This is a genomic window from Pseudomonas sp. AC255 (genome assembly GCF_979258175.1).
Genome location: NZ_OZ409841.1, coordinates 783,211 through 796,584, shown reverse-complemented (window position 1 = coordinate 796,584; position 13,374 = coordinate 783,211). Strand labels below are relative to the sequence as shown.

Annotated in this window: 11 protein-coding genes; 10 read left to right on the top strand and 1 reads right to left on the bottom strand. The window is 60.3% G+C overall.

Annotated features, from left to right (window positions below):
• The first annotated feature begins 28 nt into the window (after positions 1 to 28).
• The 10 genes from ACZZ0K_RS03740 (at position 29) to ACZZ0K_RS03695 (ending at position 12,046) form a co-directional block, all read left to right on the top strand.
• Positions 29 to 1,039 (top strand): ornithine carbamoyltransferase, encoded by a 1,011-nt coding sequence (locus ACZZ0K_RS03740; RefSeq protein ID WP_041479782.1) that lies wholly within the window; start codon positions 29 to 31, stop codon positions 1,037 to 1,039.
• 191 nt (positions 1,040 to 1,230) lie between these two features.
• Entirely contained in the window at positions 1,231 to 2,160 is a 930-nt protein-coding gene (arcC, locus tag ACZZ0K_RS03735) for a carbamate kinase (RefSeq protein WP_056787936.1), read from the top strand.
• 62 nt (positions 2,161 to 2,222) lie between these two features.
• Entirely contained in the window at positions 2,223 to 2,585 is a 363-nt protein-coding gene (locus ACZZ0K_RS03730; protein WP_258707106.1) for a DUF5064 family protein, read from the top strand.
• Positions 2,586 to 2,831: 246 nt separating this feature from the next.
• On the top strand, positions 2,832 to 4,361 hold the full coding sequence (locus ACZZ0K_RS03725; protein WP_463558980.1) for a sigma-54-dependent transcriptional regulator: 1,530 nt from the start codon (positions 2,832 to 2,834) through the stop codon (positions 4,359 to 4,361).
• Positions 4,362 to 4,779: 418 nt separating this feature from the next.
• Positions 4,780 to 5,163, top strand: a complete 384-nt coding sequence (gcvH, locus tag ACZZ0K_RS03720; protein WP_150741947.1) for a glycine cleavage system protein GcvH — start codon at positions 4,780 to 4,782, stop codon at positions 5,161 to 5,163.
• A gap of 11 nt (positions 5,164 to 5,174) precedes the next feature.
• A complete protein-coding gene (gene gcvP / locus ACZZ0K_RS03715; protein ID WP_463558979.1) occupies positions 5,175 to 8,027 on the top strand; it encodes an aminomethyl-transferring glycine dehydrogenase in 2,853 nt (950 codons plus the stop codon).
• A gap of 205 nt (positions 8,028 to 8,232) precedes the next feature.
• Positions 8,233 to 9,609 (top strand): L-serine ammonia-lyase, encoded by a 1,377-nt coding sequence (locus ACZZ0K_RS03710; RefSeq protein ID WP_252882564.1) that lies wholly within the window; start codon positions 8,233 to 8,235, stop codon positions 9,607 to 9,609.
• 110 nt (positions 9,610 to 9,719) lie between these two features.
• Positions 9,720 to 10,844 (top strand): glycine cleavage system aminomethyltransferase GcvT, encoded by a 1,125-nt coding sequence (gcvT, locus tag ACZZ0K_RS03705; RefSeq protein ID WP_150741945.1) that lies wholly within the window; start codon positions 9,720 to 9,722, stop codon positions 10,842 to 10,844.
• Between the two features lie 403 nt (positions 10,845 to 11,247).
• A complete protein-coding gene (locus tag ACZZ0K_RS03700) occupies positions 11,248 to 11,460 on the top strand; it encodes a cold-shock protein (protein WP_003227496.1) in 213 nt (70 codons plus the stop codon).
• 97 nt (positions 11,461 to 11,557) lie between these two features.
• Positions 11,558 to 12,046 (top strand): RDD family protein, encoded by a 489-nt coding sequence (locus ACZZ0K_RS03695; protein WP_071173361.1) that lies wholly within the window; start codon positions 11,558 to 11,560, stop codon positions 12,044 to 12,046.
• Positions 12,047 to 12,180: 134 nt separating this feature from the next.
• Here ACZZ0K_RS03695 and nadA read toward each other — a convergent pair whose 3' ends face one another.
• The gene (nadA, locus tag ACZZ0K_RS03690) at positions 12,181 to 13,239 is read right to left on the bottom strand and encodes a quinolinate synthase NadA (protein ID WP_016773509.1); all 1,059 of its coding nucleotides are present in this window, start codon (positions 13,237 to 13,239) and stop codon (positions 12,181 to 12,183) included.
• Between the last annotated feature and the right edge of the window lie 135 nt (positions 13,240 to 13,374).

Genomic DNA, 13,374 nt, shown 5'->3' with positions numbered 1-13,374 from the left:
GGATAACCGAAACCCAAGGAGATCCATCATGGCTTTTAACATTCACAACCGTAACCTGCTCAGCCTGGAACACCACACCCCACGTGAGCTGCGTTACCTGCTCGACCTGTCCCGTGATCTGAAACGCGCGAAATACACCGGCACCGAGCAACAACACCTGAAGGGCAATAACATCGCCCTGATCTTCGAGAAAACTTCGACCCGCACCCGTTGCGCCTTCGAAGTGGCGGCCTATGACCAGGGCGCCAACGTCACTTACATCGACCCGAACTCCTCGCAGATCGGCCACAAGGAAAGCATGAAGGACACCGCCCGCGTGCTCGGGCGCATGTACGACGCCATCGAGTACCGTGGCTTCAAACAGGAAATCGTCGAAGAGCTGGCCAAATTCGCCGGCGTGCCGGTGTTCAACGGCCTGACCGATGAATATCACCCGACCCAGATGATCGCCGACGTGCTGACCATGCGTGAGCACGCCGACAAGCCGATCCATGAAATCAGCTACGCCTACCTGGGCGACGCGCGCAACAACATGGGCAACTCGCTGCTGCTGATCGGCGCCAAGCTCGGCATGGACGTGCGCATCTGCGCGCCAAAAGCACTGTGGCCGCTGGACGATCTGGTAGCGCGTTGCAAAAAATACGGCGAGGAAAGCGGCGCACGCATTACCCTCACCGAAGATCCGAAAGAAGCGGTCAAAGGCGTCGACTTCATTCACACCGATGTCTGGGTATCGATGGGTGAACCGGTGGAAGCCTGGGCCGAGCGCATTCAGCAACTGCTGCCGTATCAGGTCAACGCCGAGCTGATGAAGGCCACCGGCAACCCGCGCACCAAGTTCATGCACTGCCTGCCGGCGTTCCACAACAGCGACACCAAGGTCGGCAAACAGATCGCCGAACAATATCCGCACCTGAAAAACGGCATCGAAGTGACCGATGACGTGTTCGAGTCGCCGGCCTGCATCGCCTTCGAGCAAGCGGAAAACCGCATGCACACGATCAAGGCAATTCTGGTCTCGACCCTGGCTGATCTCTGACGCCACAGCGCTCCCACTGAAGGAACCGGAAACCCAATGTGGGAGCGAGCCTGCTCGCGAAAGCGGTGGGTCATTCAACAGCGATGTCGACTGATCTGACGCGTTCGCGAGCAGGCTCGCTCCCACAGGGATATCGGTTCCAGCAGGGAGATCGAATCGTTTGTCATTCCTCTGCTTAGAAGGATTGCACCATGCGTATCGTCGTAGCCCTGGGCGGTAACGCCCTGCTCCGCCGTGGTGAGCCGATGACCGCTGACAACCAGCGCGCCAACATCCGCATCGCCACCGAGCAAATCGCCAAGATCCATCCCGGCAACCAACTGGTCATCGCCCACGGCAATGGCCCGCAAGTCGGCCTGCTGTCGCTGCAAGCGGCGGCCTACACCTCTGTCACCCCATACCCGCTGGACGTGCTCGGTGCCGAAACCGAAGGCATGATCGGCTACATCATCGAACAGGAACTGGGCAATCTGCTCGACTTCGAAGTGCCGTTCGCCACCCTGCTGACCCAGGTTGAAGTCGACGCCAACGACCCGGCTTTCAAGAAGCCGAGCAAGCCGATCGGCCCGGTCTACGAGAAAGCCGAAGCGGAAAAACTCGCCGCCGAAAAAGGCTGGGCGATTGCCCCGGATGGCGACAAATTCCGCCGCGTCGTAGCCAGTCCACGACCGAAGCGCATCTTCGAAATCCGTCCGATCAAGTGGCTGCTGGACAAGGGCAGCATCGTCATTTGCGCTGGTGGCGGCGGCATTCCGACCATGTATGACGAAAACCGTAACCTCAAGGGTATCGAGGCGGTGATCGACAAGGACCTGTGCTCGTCGTTGCTCGCCGAGCAACTGGAAGCCGATCTGCTGGTGATCGCCACCGACGTCAACGCGGCGTTCATCGATTACGGCAAGCCGACGCAGAAAGCCATCGCCGAAGCCCACCCGGACGAACTCGAACGCCTTGGTTTCGCCGCCGGCTCCATGGGACCGAAGGTGCAGGCAGCCTGCGAATTCGCGCGCCATACTGGCAAGGTCGCGGTGATCGGTTCGCTGGCCGATATCGAAGCCATCGTCCAGGGCACCGCCGGTACGCGGGTCAGCACGGCGAAGCCGGGGATCAGCTACCGATAACAATAAACGCCGGGGCAGGCTCAAGGCCTGCTCCGCTTCCATGCCTTGAAAGGAGTAGCTCAATGGCCCAGTTCGAACCCGGTCATCTGCACATCGAGCGGCACGCGTTGACCGACGATGACGTCAATTACAACGTGCATCTGGACTATGAAGTGTTCACCGACCCGCAGAAAGGCAAGGGGATTCAGTTCACCCTGCACGGCAGCATGCAGGGCAAGGACATGAAGGAGGCGTTTTTCCTGCCCAAGGAAGAGGCCTACAACTTCGCCCGCGATGTAACGCGGATCGCCGAGAAGTACGGCATCCCCAAGACCCACAGCCAGATCGGCTCGGTGCACAGGCATTACGATCTGATGTTTGAAGACATTCGGCAGAAGTTGAATATGCAGTCGGGGGATCCGGTCAATCTCGAGCATTTCGAATAAAAATCAAAAGCCCCTCACCCTAGCCCTCTCCCGGAGGGAGAGGGAACCGATTGGGGGATGCTGCAGCATTGCGTCGGCCTGATCCTGCATCACTGAATCCATAATCGCCCGGTACTTTCAGGTCGATGCATAACCCCAGACACCTCGGTCGGCTCCCTCTCCCTCCGGGAGAGGGCTGGGGTGAGGGGGCTTTTGATTTAAGGCATACTTGCCTCCCTCCGCACTACAGATCACTGAACCGCCCCCATGCGTATCCACGTCAGCTTCATCGACCGCGTCGGCATCACCCAGGAAGTCCTGGCTATCCTCGGTGGGCGCAATCTCAATCTGGATGCGGTGGAGATGATCCCGCCGAACGTCTACATCGACGCGCCGACCCTCAGCCCGCAAGTGCTCGAAGAACTGAAAGATGCGCTGTTTCGCGTGCTCGGCGTGGAAGCGGTGACCGTGGTCGATATCCTCCCCGGCCAGCGCCGGCACTTGCAGCTCGATGCTTTGCTCGCGGCGATGACCGACCCAGTGCTAGCCCTCGACAGCGCCGGCAAGGTGCTGTTGGCCAACCCAGCGTTGATTGCCCTGTACGGTCGCGAACCGGCCGGTGAAAGCGTCTCGGCGCTGTTCAATGATCCCGGCCTGCTCGATACCCTGCTGGAAAACGGCTTTCGCCTGCCGCTGCGCGAGATCACCGTCAACGGCCAGACCCTACTGCTCGACGCCACGCCGATCACCGACGCCGGCGCCCTGCTGACCCTGTATCAACCGAACCGCATCGGCGAACAACTCTCGGCACTGCACCACGATCACGCCGAAGGCTTCGACGCGCTGCTCGGCGAGTCTCCGGCGATCCGCACACTCAAGGCCCGCGCGCAACGCGTCGCCGCCCTTGATGCACCGTTGTTGATTCAAGGCGAAACCGGTACCGGTAAAGAACTCGTCGCCCGCGCTTGCCATGCCATCAGTGCACGGCACAGCGCTCCGTTTCTCGCCCTCAACTGCGCGGCGCTGCCGGAGAACCTCGCCGAGAGCGAACTGTTCGGCTACGCCCCCGGCGCCTTCACCGGTGCGGCGCGTGGCGGTAAGCCGGGGCTGATGGAACTGGCCAACCAGGGCACGGTGTTCCTTGATGAGATCGGCGAGATGTCGCCGTACTTGCAGGCCAAACTGCTGCGCTTTCTCAACGATGGCAGCTTTCGTCGGGTGGGCGGTGATCGTGAAGTGAAGGTCAATGTGCGCATCCTCAGCGCGACCCACCGCGATCTGGAAAAAATGGTCAGCGAAGGCTTGTTCCGCGAAGACTTGTTCTATCGCCTCAATGTGCTCAACGTCGAAGTGCCGCCGCTGCGTGAACGCGGTCAGGACATCCTGCTGCTGGCGCGCTACTTCATGCAGCAGGCCTGTGCGCAGATCCAGCGCCCGGTCTGCCGCCTGGCGCCCGGCACTTATCCGGCGCTGCTCGGCAATCGCTGGCCAGGCAACGTGCGGCAACTGCAGAACGTGATTTTCCGCGCGGCAGCGATTTGCGAGAGCAGCCTGGTCGATATCGGCGACCTCGACATCGCCGGCACCTCCGTCGCGCGCCAGACCGACACTGAGGTGGAAAGTCTCGAACAAGCGGTCGAATCGTTCGAACGAGCGCTGCTGGAAAAGCTTTACGTCAGCTATCCCTCGACCCGGCAACTGGCGAGCCGATTGCAAACCTCGCACACCGCCATCGCCCATCGATTGCGCAAATACGGCATTCCCAATAAACCCGGATTCACCACCGATCTCCTGTAGGAGCTGCCGAAGGCTGCGATCTTTTGACTTTGTTTTTTAGAGATCAAGGTCAAAAGATCGCAGCCTTCGGCAGCTCCTACGGTCCTTGTTTTCAATTCAGGAATGATATCGCCACGCTGAAAACGACCTCCACCTGTACCGAAAGCGCTACAGCGGAACGATATCGCTACAGTCGCCTGTGACCAGCGCTGCGCAACGCTTTGATCCCGTTCAGCTTTTCTCCCCGCCCCAAGCTGTAGCGATTTCGCTACAACTCCAGCATCCCAACAAACGCCAAAACCAAGCAACCCATTGATTTATATGGGTAAATCAACCTTGGCCGCATTCTTGCTACCTGCCTCCTCATCTATAAAAGGGCTTCCCCGCCCCAAGCTTTCCACCGCGTCCACCAGACGAGTCTGGCCCCTGAGGAGTTTCCATGAGCGAGTTGCGTTTTACTGAAGATCACGAATGGCTGCGCACCGAAGCCGACGGCAGTGTCACTGTCGGCATCACCGCATTCGCGCAGAACGCCTTGGGCGACGTGGTGTTCGTGCAACTGCCTGAGCTGCAGGCTTACGAAAAAGGCGCTGAAGCCGCCACCGTGGAATCGGTGAAAGCCGCCAGCGGCGTGTACATGCCGCTCGATGGCGACGTGCTGGAAGTCAACCCGGCGCTGGAAAACGCCCCGGAACTGGTCAACGAAGATCCGCTGGGCGAAGGCTGGTTCTTCCGCTTCCAGCCAAGCGACGCCGCCGCTGTCGGCGAACTGCTCGATCAGGACGCCTATGACCGCCTGATCAAAGCCCAAGCCGAAGCCTGAGGAATTACCCCATGACCGCCATCAATCTCGGCACCGCCAACGAATTCATCGCCCGTCACATCGGCCCGCGCGCCGGTGACGAGCAAGCCATGCTCAACAGCCTCGGCTTCGATTCCCTCGAAGCGCTGAGCGCCAGCGTCATCCCGGAAAGCATCAAGGGCACCAGCGTGCTCGGCATGGACGACGGCCTCAGCGAGGCCGACGCCCTGGCGATGATCAAATCCATCGCTGGCAAAAACCAACTGTTCAAAACCTACATCGGCCAGGGCTACTACAACTGCCACACGCCTTCGCCGATCCTGCGCAACCTGCTGGAAAACCCGGCCTGGTACACCGCTTACACCCCGTACCAGCCAGAAATTTCCCAGGGCCGTCTCGAAGCGCTGCTGAACTTCCAGACCATGATCAGCGACCTCACCGGCCTGCCGATCGCCAACGCCTCCCTGCTCGACGAAGCCACCGCCGCTGCCGAAGCCATGACCTTCTGCAAACGCCTGAGCAAGAACAAGGGCAGCCACCAGTTCTTCGCCTCGATCCACAGCCATCCACAGACCCTCGACGTGCTGCGCACCCGTGCCGAGCCGCTCGGCATTGACGTGGTCGTGGGCGATGAGCGCGAACTGACTGACGTCACGCCGTTCTTCGGCGCGCTGCTGCAATACCCGGCGAGCAACGGTGATGTGTTCGACTACCGCGAGCTGACCGAGCGCTTCCACGCCGCCAACGCTCTGGTGGCCGTGGCCGCTGACCTGCTCGCCCTGACCCTGCTCACCGCACCGGGAGAATTCGGTGCCGACGTTGCCATCGGTTCGGCGCAACGCTTCGGCGTGCCGCTGGGCTTCGGTGGCCCGCACGCCGCTTATTTCTCCACTAAAGATGCGTTCAAGCGCGACATGCCCGGCCGTCTGGTCGGTGTTTCGGTTGACCGCTTCGGCAAGCCGGCCCTGCGTCTGGCGATGCAGACCCGCGAGCAACACATCCGCCGCGAAAAGGCCACCTCGAACATCTGCACCGCTCAAGTGCTGCTGGCCAACATCGCCAGCATGTACGCCGTCTACCACGGCCCGAAAGGCCTGACGCAGATCGCCAACCGCGTGCACCACCTGACCGCGATTCTGGCCAAGGGCCTTACTGCTCTCGGCGCTCAAGTTGAACAAGCCAGTTTCTTCGACACCCTGACCATCGCCACCGGCGCGCACACCGCCGCGCTGCACGACAAGGCGCATGCTGAGCAGATCAATTTGCGCGTGATCGACGCCGAACGTCTGGGCCTGTCGGTCGACGAAACCACCACTCAGGCTGATATCGAAACCCTGTGGGGCCTGTTCGCTGACGGCAAGGCCCTGCCGGACTTCGCTGCGCTGGCCACCTCGGTGCAGAGCAGCATTCCTGCTGCGCTGGTGCGCCAGTCGCCGATCCTCAGCCACCCGGTATTCAACCGTTATCACTCGGAAACCGAGCTGATGCGCTACCTGCGCAAACTGGCGGACAAGGACCTGGCACTGGATCGCACCATGATTCCACTGGGCTCGTGCACCATGAAACTCAACGCCGCCAGTGAAATGATCCCGGTGACCTGGGCCGAATTCGGTGCGCTGCACCCGTTCGCCCCGGCCGCACAAAGCGCCGGTTACCAGCAACTGACCGATGAGCTGGAAGCGATGCTCTGCGCCGCCACCGGTTACGACTCGATCTCGCTGCAACCGAACGCCGGTTCGCAAGGTGAATACGCAGGTCTCCTGGCGATCCGCGCCTACCACCAGAGCCGTGGCGACGAGCGCCGCGACATTTGCCTGATCCCGTCGTCGGCCCATGGCACCAACCCGGCCACCGCGCAAATGGCTGGTATGCGTGTGGTCGTCACCGCGTGCGATGCCCGTGGCAACGTCGACATTGAAGACCTGCGTGCCAAAGCCATTGAGCACCGCGAACACCTCGCCGCGCTGATGATCACCTACCCGTCGACCCACGGCGTGTTCGAAGAAGGCATCCGCGAAATCTGCGCGATCATTCACGACAACGGCGGCCAGGTGTATATCGACGGCGCCAACATGAACGCCATGGTCGGCCTCTGCGCACCGGGCAAGTTCGGCGGCGACGTTTCGCACCTGAACCTGCACAAAACCTTCTGCATCCCGCACGGCGGTGGCGGCCCGGGCGTTGGCCCGATCGGCGTCAAGTCGCACCTGACCCCGTTCCTGCCGGGCCACGGCCAGATGGAACGCAAGGAAGGCGCGGTCTGCGCGGCACCGTTCGGCAGCGCAAGTATTTTGCCGATCACCTGGATGTACATCCGCATGATGGGTGGCGCCGGTCTCAAACGCGCTTCGCAGCTGGCGATCCTCAATGCCAACTACATTTCCCGTCGCCTCGAAGAGCATTACCCAGTGCTGTACACCGGCAGCAACGGCCTGGTGGCGCACGAGTGCATCCTCGATCTGCGTCCACTCAAAGACAGCAGCGGCATCAGCGTCGATGACGTCGCCAAGCGCCTGATCGACTTCGGCTTCCATGCGCCGACCATGTCGTTCCCGGTCGCCGGCACATTGATGATCGAGCCGACCGAAAGCGAATCCAAGGAAGAACTGGACCGCTTCTGCGACGCCATGATCCGCATCCGCGAGGAAATCCGCGCAGTGGAAAACGGCACCCTGGACAAGGAAGACAACCCACTGAAAAACGCCCCGCACACCGCAGCGGAACTGGTCGGCGAATGGACCCACCCGTACAGCCGCGAGCAAGCCGTTTACCCGGTCGCGTCGCTGATCGAAGGCAAATACTGGCCGCCGGTCGGCCGTGTCGACAACGTCTTCGGCGATCGCAACCTGGTGTGCGCCTGCCCGTCGATCGAAAGCTACGCTTAATGGAATGAGGGGCTGAATATCGGCCCCGATTTCAGCAATACCCTAGATCCCCTGTGGGAGCGAGCCTGCTCGCGAAGGCGCCATTTCAGTCAACGTAAATGGTGGCTGATCCGACGCTTTCGCGAGCAGGCTCGCTCCCACAAGGGATCTGCACCGATCTCAAAAACTGCGCCAATCCCCATAACAAGAAACCGGAGAACCACTCATGTCGTTAAGCGTGTTCGACCTGTTCAAGATTGGCATCGGTCCCTCCAGTTCCCACACCGTCGGCCCGATGCGCGCCGCTGCGCGCTTCGCCGAAGGTTTGCGCCGTGAAAACCTGTTGACCAGCACCGCCAGCGTGCGGGTCGAGCTGTACGGTTCGCTCGGTGCTACCGGCAAAGGTCACGGCAGCGATAAAGCCGTGCTGCTCGGCCTTGAAGGCGAGCACCCGGACACAGTCGACACCGAAACCGTCGCCGCGCGCCTGCAGGAAATTCGCGGCAACGGCCGCTTGAACCTGCTCGGCGAACACAGCATTGCGTTCAACGAGAAAGAACATCTGGCGATGATCCGCAAGCCGCTGGCCTATCACCCCAACGGCATGATCTTTCGCGCCTTCGATGCGGCGGGGATTCAGATTCGCAGTCGCGAGTACTACTCGGTTGGCGGTGGTTTTGTCGTCGATGAAGATGCGGCCGGTGCCGATCGCATCGTCGAAGACGCCACGCCACTGACCTTCCCTTTCAAAAGCGCCAAGGACTTGCTCGTTCATTGCGCTACGTACGGGCTGTCGATCAGCCAGGTGATGCTGACCAATGAAAGCGCCTGGCGCCCGGAAGCCGAAACCCGTGCCGGCCTGCTGAAAATCTGGCAGGTGATGCAGGACTGCGTCGCTGCTGGCTGTCGTAACGAAGGTATCTTGCCGGGCGGTTTGAAGGTCAAACGCCGGGCGGCGGCGCTGCATCGGCAATTGTGCAAGAACCCGGAATCGGCCCTGCGCGATCCGTTGTCGGTGCTCGACTGGGTCAATCTTTATGCACTGGCGGTCAACGAAGAAAACGCCAATGGCGGACGCGTGGTCACTGCGCCCACCAATGGCGCGGCGGGGATCATTCCGGCGGTGCTGCATTACTACATGCGTTTTATCCCCGGGGCGAATGACGACGGTGTCGTGCGTTTTCTGCTGACCGCTGCCGCAATCGGCATTCTTTACAAGGAAAACGCTTCGATCTCCGGCGCCGAAGTCGGTTGTCAGGGTGAAGTCGGTGTGGCCTGTTCAATGGCGGCCGGCGCTCTGTGCGAAGTGCTCGGCGGCAGCGTGCAGCAAGTCGAGAACGCCGCGGAAATCGGCATGGAACACAACCTCGGTTTGACCTGCGACCCGATCGGCGGCCTGGTACAAGTCCCGTGCATCGAGCGCAATGCGATGGGTTCGGTGAAAGCCATCAATGCCGTGCGCATGGCCATGCGTGGCGACGGCCAGCATTTCGTCTCCCTCGACAAAGTCATCCGCACCATGCGCCAGACCGGCGCCGACATGAAAAGCAAATACAAGGAAACCGCCCGCGGCGGCCTGGCGGTCAACATTATCGAATGCTGATTACCAACTCAGCCAAACGTAACTAGCTCCCTCTCCCTCCGGGAGAGGGCTGGGGTGAGGGGCTCTTGATCTTGCCTCTCACCCGCAACCCAAATTCAAAGGAGCCACGCATGTCCACCGAACAACTCTCGAAAACCCCGCTGCACGCACTGCACCTCGAACTCGGCGCGCGCATGGTGCCGTTCGCCGGCTACGACATGCCCGTGCAATACCCACTCGGAGTGATGAAAGAACATCAGCACACCCGTGAGCAAGCCGGGTTGTTCGACGTCTCGCACATGGGCCAGATTCGTCTGACCGGTGCCAATGCGGCCAAAGCCCTGGAAACCCTGGTGCCGGTGGACATCATCGACCTGCCGGTGGGCATGCAGCGTTATGCGATGTTCACCAACGAAAGCGGCGGCATCCTCGACGACCTGATGGTTGCCAATCTGGGCAATGACGAGTTGTTCCTGGTGGTCAACGCCGCGTGCAAGGATCAGGATCTCGCGCATCTGCAAAAACACATCGGCGATCAGTGCACCATTACGGCGCTGTTCGAAGAGCGCGCCCTGCTCGCCCTGCAAGGTCCGGCAGCCGTCACGGTGCTGGCGCGTCTTGCGCCGGACGTGACGAAGATGACCTTCATGCAGTTCAACCGTGTGTCGTTGCTGGGCGTGGACTGCTTTGTCAGCCGTTCGGGCTACACCGGTGAAGACGGTTTCGAAATCTCTGTACCGGCCGCCGAAGCGGAAAAACTCGCCCGCGCCCTGCTCGCCGAACCAGAGGTCCAGGCCATCGGCCTCGGCGCCCGTGATTCGCTGCGTCTGGAAGCCGGCCTGTGCCTGTACGGCCATGACATGAACACCGAAACCACGCCGATCGAAGCCAGCCTGCTTTGGGCGATCTCCAAGCCACGCCGCGCCGACGGCGCACGGGCCGGCGGTTTCCCGGGCGCCGAGCAGATCTTCGCGCAGCAACAGAACGGCGTCGCACGCAAACGCGTCGGCCTGCTGCCACAGGAGCGCACCCCGGTGCGTGAAGGCGCAGAGATCGTCAACGAGGCCGGCGAGATCATCGGCAGCGTCTGCAGCGGCGGCTTTGGTCCGACCTTGGGCGGCCCATTGGCGATGGGTTACCTCGACAGCGCCTACGTCACGCTCGATACGCCCGTATGGGCCATCGTCCGTGGGAAAAAGGTGCAAATGCTTGTAAGCAAAATGCCATTTGTTCCACAACGCTACTATCGCGGTTGATCGACTGTTTCTATAAGTAACGCGATTGCGTTATGCGTGCACTAATGTGTAACGCAATCGCCATAAAACAGTGCGTTTTTTAACATCTTTTTCGGATATGAACGTCGCTTATAACGTTTGCTGAAAATACAACCAGGCAATCGTCTAAGACTCAACTAGTTAACTGACGAACTGCCATGAAGAGCAGTAAAACCGGGGCCTTCGCAGGGCTTGTTTTTTCTCCCGTAGTTGGCGTAGAGTTTGTCCACTGTGTTTGCATGGGTCAGCTTGGAATCGTGACCTGGGCAGTAGCCTACAAGTTAGCTACATCCCGCTCGACGTCTTCTTACTCCTTGCAACCAGCTCCAGTACTCTTTCATGTGAAAGGGGCTGTCATCAATTTATGCGTCAAAGGAAATAAGAAATGTCCACACGTCAGAGCGGTACCGTCAAGTGGTTTAACGACGAGAAAGGTTTTGGTTTTATCACTCCAGAAAGCGGTCCGGATCTGTTCGTACATTTCCGCGCCATTCAGGGCAACGGCTTCAAGAGCCTGAAAGAAGGCCAGAAAGTGACTTTCGTTGCTGTGCAAGGCCAGAAAGGCATGCAGGCTGACGAAGTACAAGCAGAAGCCTGATCTTCTGATACGAAAAAGCCCCTGATATTGATATCAGGGGCTTTTTTGTGCGCGCTAATCCGTAAAATGGCGCTTCCATTCGCGTCCCGAGGCTGCCATGTCGAAACACCTGCTCACGCCGCAAGGGGACTTTCCTCCCGTTGCTCTCGGTCGTCGTCTGGCGGCGATGTTCTACGACTTCCTGCTGTGCACCGCCCTGCTGATCGTCACCGGATTCATCTATAAGTTGATCCAGGCGGCGATCATTGGCGAAGAGCGTCTGCGAGTGATGACCGACGCCGGCCAGCTCGATGGTGATCCGCTCTACTCCACGGTGCTGCTGTTGGTATTGTTCGGCTTCTTTGCCAAGTTCTGGACCCATGGCGGGCAGACACTCGGCATGCAGGTGTGGGGGATCCGCGTGCAGAACGCCAACGGCACAGCGATCAGCCTGTGGCAGGCGCTGCTGCGCTTTATGGTGTCGATCGCGTCGTGGTTGTGTGTCGGGCTGGGATTCTTCTGGTCGCTGTTCGACAAGCAGAAACGCACCTGGCACGACATCTATTCGGATACGTGCGTGGTGCGGATCCCGAAGAAGAGCAAATAACCGCCTGACACCGAATACCATTGTGGGAGCGAGCCTGCTCGCGAAGGGGTCGCATCAGTCGATTTTGATGGTGACTGACACACCGCTATCGCGAGCAGGCTCGCTCCCACAGGTTTGTGTAATGCCTTTGAAGCTTAAGCGTTACCCGCCAGCTTCATCCGCGCTGCCTGGGTGAAGTCGAGCATGCGCTTCAACGGGCGGATCGCTTGGGGAATCAGCGCCGGATCGACAAAGATCTCGTTGGTGCCTTCTTTCAAGCTCTTGAGCGTGCGCTCAAGGGTGTTCATGGCCATCCACGGGCAATGTGCACAACTGCGGCACGCGGCGCCATTACCGGCGGTAGGCGCCTCGATAAAGACCTTGTCCGGGCACAGCTGCTGCATCTTGTAGAAGATGCCACGGTCGGTAGCGACGATCAGGGTCTTGTTCGGCAGGCTTTGCGCGGCCGCGATCAACTGACTGGTGGAACCGACGGCATCCGCCAGCTCAATCACCGAAGTCGGCGACTCGGGATGCACCAGAATCGCCGCGTCCGGGTACAGCGCCTTCATGTCTTCGAGCTGCTTGGACTTGAATTCTTCATGGACGATGCAAGCACCGTCCCACAGCAGCATGTCGGCGCCGGTCTTGCGCTGAATGTAGGTGCCCAGATGCTTGTCCGGGCCCCAGATGATCGTCTCGCCGTTGTCCATCAGGCTTTCGACGATTTCCAGTGCGCAGCTCGAAGTCACCACCCAGTCAGCCCGAGCCTTCACGGCGGCGGAAGTATTGGCATACACCACCACGGTGCGTTCCGGGTGCTGGTCGCAGAACGCCGAGAACTCATCGACCGGGCATCCCAGGTCCAGCGAGCACGTCGCCTCCAGGGTCGGCATCAGCACGCGTTTTTCCGGGTTGAGAATCTTTGCCGTCTCGCCCATGAACTTCACGCCGGCGACCACCACGGTCTTGGCCGGATGGGCATTGCCGAAGCGGGCCATTTCCAGGGAATCGGATACACAGCCGCCGGTCTCTTCGGCCAGGGCCTGAATCACCGGATCGCAATAAAAGTGGGCAACCAGCACCGCGTCCTGAGCCTTGAGCTCGGCGGCGATGGCGGAACGGTAATAAGCCTCCTCTTCTGCCGTCAGCGGTTTGGGCTGTTTGGCGTCGAGGTGGGCTTGAACCAGAAGGCGTTCGGAAATCTGCGTCATGTTCGCAAGACCTGCAGGCGCATTCGCGCGAAAGTCGAGTATACACCCGGCTCCGGACCGTTAGAGGGTACCGCCGGGAGAGTGAGTATCATCAGGCACGGACAGCGTTGAAGCTGCGCAAGGCTACAGAATATC